The 2,954-nt window shown below is 60.0% G+C and carries 3 protein-coding genes; 1 reads left to right on the top strand and 2 read right to left on the bottom strand.

The genetic code is table 11. The features are described 5' to 3' along the window. On the bottom strand, window positions 1–1,157 hold a 1,157-nt coding region (locus ACH2EH_RS22665), incomplete at its 3' end, for a hypothetical protein (protein WP_395145328.1). A gap of 169 nt (window positions 1,158–1,326) precedes the next feature. Further along, window positions 1,327–2,121 (bottom strand): sugar phosphate isomerase/epimerase family protein, encoded by a 795-nt coding sequence (locus ACH2EH_RS22660; protein ID WP_395145326.1) that lies wholly within the window; start codon window positions 2,119–2,121, stop codon window positions 1,327–1,329. A 57-nt stretch (window positions 2,122–2,178) separates the two neighbouring features. Here ACH2EH_RS22660 and ACH2EH_RS22655 point away from each other — a divergent pair. Then, window positions 2,179–2,954: MFS transporter (locus ACH2EH_RS22655; RefSeq protein WP_395145324.1), on the top strand; the 776-nt coding region annotated here is incomplete at its 3' end.

Below are 2,954 nucleotides of genomic sequence, written 5' to 3'. Positions count from 1 at the left end.
TTTTGTCCGAACTGCAGGGAACTTGCTGGGCCCGAGGCGACTTGGTAAAGGAACGAGCCTGGGGTGACGGCAACAATAGAGTTGTTGCTGTCGCGGGGACTGGCGATTAGTGTCGTGGTGCGGCGCACGAAGATATTGCTACTTCCCAGCGCAAGGGTTACCGTTTTGATCGTTCCATTCGTGGTGTAGCTGCCCAGTCCGCTCCCATCAGGAAGGAGGGTCGCAGTGCCCTGTGCCACTCCAACCACTGCGCCTTGCCCCTCAGGTTGTGCGTAGAAAGTGAGGGTGACTGTCTTGGGGCCAACACGAGTGAGCTCGGTGCTGGTGTAGCTCTGCGTGTAGGCTGCCAGGTTGAGCGTGTCGCGGTTCACTAAAAAGGAGAGCGTTCCTCGTGGGCGCGGATCCTCGACTGTGATGCGCGCTGAGAGGGCGGAGGTCAGGCCGCTGGCAGCCCGGCTCCGTGCGCCCCAGCTAAGACTGGCCGTTACACGACCCTGGCGTGGCTCAGGAGCAGAGAGGGCGATCTGTCCTTGGATCCCTGTCTCCGCCTCGCGTGCCGTCACCGTGCCTGTGCCATCAAGGACACCCTGCTGGACGGTGGCAGCGCTCCCATTGGGGGTCAGTGCTAGGATCTGAGGACTATCTGTACTCCATGTCCAGCGACTCGGGGCCGTGAGAACGACATTGCCGTCTACGTTGAGCGCCGTTGCCAGAAGCTCACTGGTGCTAGTGTTGGTCAGGCTTGGCTGGGCGGTGGTGACAATTACACTGGTGACACTGGAGGCGAGCAGGATGGTCTTTTCGGTGGTGGCACGCTCCGCAATCACCAGGCGAAAGCCCGCCGTGGCCTGTGGAACCCCTGAGCCATTGTTGCTCGGGTAGGCGCTGATTACCACACTCAAGCCCTCCGCAGGAAGGTTGGGAATGTCCAGCGTCGAGAGATTACTGCCTGAGGGACGGCTGACGACCTGCTGAAAGATCGGCTCGATCCCTTGCTTGATAATAACCCTTACTGACTGCGACGCCACGGGTACCGATCCTGAGGGGGGCTGTGTCCAGTCAACCGTGAATCGCGCCGAGCCGCGCCCAACGATGGGAGCTGGGCTTGGAGTGGGGGTCGTCCCAACGGGTGTTGCCGTGGGACTGGCTGAGCCCACGAGGGGGTCATTGCCGCTACCACATCCCAGAGGGAGTAGTGTTGTACTGACTATGGCCCCATAAAGGCTCAGGATCAAAAAACGTTTTTTAGATAATCGCATGGGTCTCCGTCCTTAAATTTTAAGACGCTATCCAGGGTAACACTGTAGTATAAAGTGAGAGCCAAGGCTACGTCAAGGTAGCCTCTCGGTGAACCCGCTCCAGAAACTCATGGTTACGCCCTGCACTGGCCGTGGTTTGGTCGAGTGTGCCCGTGTGGCAGCATTCCACCATGACTGGGCCAGAGAAACCGCCCTCGGTGAGTGCTTCGAAAACGGCGCGGAAGTCCACCACGCCCTCGCCAAACTCCAGCATCACATCGCCACGCAGAGTAGCACAGTCTTTGGCGCAGAACCCACTGGTGCGTGCTGCCACACGCCGCGCCTCAACAACCGGGTCTTTGTCGGTGTAGTGGATAATATTGCCGGCATCGAACCAGAGCGAGACATTGGGGTGCGCGATCTGATCAAAGCAGTGCTCAATCTCATCTGCCGCCGCTGTACAACCGCCGTGGGGCTTGAAAACCACTTGGATGCCGTGCGCCTCGGCCTGCGTGGCAGCGAAGCGTGTGGCAGCGTACCAGCGGGCGAACTGCGGCTCGTGATCGGCCCCAAACGTCATTAAGTAGCGTACACCCAGCGCCTTCGCACTCTCGACCTGCCGTACTAAGCTCGCAAATGCCTCATCCTCGGTGGCATTGTGGTCTACCTGCAAGCACGCCAGATTTGCCGTCAGGTTGTGCGCCGCCAGCCGCGCCTGAATCGCCGCTGTGTCCATGCCGTCCAGCGCCAGCGAGATGTCCGCCACTCCGCCGAGTAAACCGACCACGGGGTAACCCGCTGCTGCAACCCCGGCCAGCGCTTCATCAAACGAAAACTTTCCCCAAGGGCGCACAAACGCCCCGATCTGCCACATTGCTTCCATACGAGGATTATACCGAGTTCGCCCAAGGCTATTGGGTGAACTCGGTATAATTCTGTTATGCGGCGCTTCTTTTATGGCTGGGTGGTGCTTCTTGTGGCGGCTCTGGCGATGGTGGGAACTCTGCCGGGGCGCACGCAGGGGCTTGGGCTGATTACGGAACCCTTGCTCAAGGATTTTGGGCTGGAGCGGGTGGCCTACGCGGATCTCAATCTCTGGGCAACTCTGATCGGCTCACTGTTTTGTATCGGGATTGGCTCGCTTCTCGATAAAGTGGGAAGCCGGGTGGTATTAACGGCGATTGCGCTGCTTCTAGGCGCGACCGTGATCGCGATGGGCCAGTCTACACAGCTCACGCTGCTCTTTGTCTTCCTCATCCTCATTCGTGGGCTGGGGCAGAGTGCGCTCTCGGTGGTGAGCCTAGCGATGGTGGGGCAGTGGTTCAAGACCGGTCTGGAGCGGGCGATGGCGCTCTACACGGTTGTGATGACCATCGGTTTTATAGCCGCGTTTCCCGGAGTCGGGGCGGTGATCGAAAAAAGCGGCTGGCGAGTGGCTTGGTCGGGGATCGGGTGGGCGCTCGTGCTCGTGCTGGCTCCCTTGGCACTGCTTCTGGTCAAAAATCCCCCCCTCTCTCCCGTTATCGGGAGGGAGGGGGCTGGGGGGAGGGAGGGAAACGGGAGGGAGGGCGCAACCCTTTCTGAGGCTCTCAAAACTCCCGCGTTCTGGGTGATGGGGCTCGCAAGCGCACTCTACGCCCTGATCGCCTCGGGGATCGGGCTGTTTAATGAGTCGGTGCTTAAGGAATTGGGTTTTGCCGCTGGTGTCTACCACAC

It is taken from the genome of Armatimonas sp., assembly GCF_043760365.1.
Taxonomy (GTDB): domain Bacteria; phylum Armatimonadota; class Armatimonadia; order Armatimonadales; family Armatimonadaceae; genus Armatimonas.
The sequence above is the reverse complement of the archived record's forward strand: the minus strand, read 5'-3'. Positions and strand labels throughout refer to the sequence as shown.

Coding starts and splice junctions, on each gene's coding strand:
- ACH2EH_RS22660 (WP_395145326.1), bottom strand. CDS start 2,121: ATGGAAGCAATGTGGCAGATCGGGGCGTTTGTGCGCCCTTGGGGAAAG.